Raw genomic sequence first — 1,240 nt, forward strand, 5'->3', positions numbered from 1 at the left:
AGCTAAATATCCTATTATCGGGATGATCGTTCGACCGATTCTGTCGCCCTGCTTCAAGAACCAGTTTTAAATCAGCCATCATGTAAGAATGACAGGCATGTGATGGCCGACCTTTTTTATGTGGGGTGTATCCAACTTCCGCACCTTCTTGATGACCGTAAATTGTTTTAATAGTGACGTCGACGTCCATAATCCATGGAAGCATTAATAGAGGGTCATAGCAGAGATGAAGGTGTTTTTGCAGCCATTTTACACCATCCTCTTCATCTATTTTTTCCAAACCCCTTCTGGCTGTATCATCGCTGACGATTTTTTTCATGCCAAGAAGCTGAGCATTTACGTTGTCACCAATTAACGTGCTTATATGCGCATACCGTTTATGACCTGAAAGAATTGATAGCATTAGTGAACCAGGAACGTTGAGCTTTCCGGACGCGTTATTACTCTTGTAGATGAGCGGACAGTCTTTGACCCAGGGCTCAAAGCGGTGCCCGGTTTTTAAAAAATGAATAAAAAAGCGAGTTGTCCCATTGGTGTGACTGATGCACCGGGTTCCCACTCAACATGCACTTTTCCTTCGAAGGTATCGACTTCCAGTTTGACGGATAATGGGTCTTTTTCGAACTCGGACAGCTCACCCTTTGGGTGAGCGGGTTTTTGGGGTAAAACCATCTTGCAACCCTCTGTACTGCTGAGGGTTACAGTTTAGCTGAGGATTTGACTGCTGAATTCAGGTTCAAAGACTGTATGCGAAGACGATTGGCAGCGGGAAAAATTACACTGGAGGAACGGTTTACTTTTCACGATATGAAGGCCAAAGGTGTGTCCGATCATGAAGGCCAATATTCAGGCCACAGGACCGAAACAGGCAGGAAGATTTACATCCGAAAAGCACCCAAAATCAAAGGTTCAAGATAGGCTTCAGCTGTTGCTTAAAATTGCCTCGGTGTTCTCATTCGTGTTCTCAAAAGGGCATCATATCAATAATTATTTATATGTAATTCTCGTAAACCCTTGATTTCCTTGGTCGGCGTGAGAGGATTCGAACCTCCGACCCTTTCGTCCCGAACGAAATGCGCTACCAGGCTGCGCTACACGCCGAAGTCAATGCCATTCTAGACATGCAGAATAATCTGTCAATGGGAAATGAATTAAAGAAGTTGTTACGGAGAAGTGGGGGAATAGTGGTCGGGGTAGAGAGATTCGAACTCCCGACATCCTGCTCCCAAAGCAGGCGCGC

At 45.2% G+C, this 1,240-nt stretch carries 1 protein-coding gene, 1 tRNA gene and 1 pseudogene; all 3 read right to left on the reverse strand.

What is annotated here, in order from left to right; all coding sequences use genetic code 11:
• A pseudogene (locus KDK14_RS02740) lies at positions 1-403 on the reverse strand (hypothetical protein); the annotation flags it as partial.
• A gap of 95 nt (positions 404-498) precedes the next feature.
• On the reverse strand, positions 499-672 hold the full coding sequence (locus tag KDK14_RS02745) for a hypothetical protein (RefSeq protein ID WP_257263491.1): 174 nt from the start codon (positions 670-672) through the stop codon (positions 499-501).
• 352 nt (positions 673-1,024) lie between these two features.
• Positions 1,025-1,101, reverse strand: a tRNA-Pro gene (locus KDK14_RS02750).
• Positions 1,102-1,240 lie beyond the last annotated feature (139 nt).

Origin of the sequence: Endozoicomonas sp. ONNA2 (genome assembly GCF_024606365.1) — a bacterium.
GTDB lineage: Bacteria > Pseudomonadota > Gammaproteobacteria > Pseudomonadales > Endozoicomonadaceae > Endozoicomonas.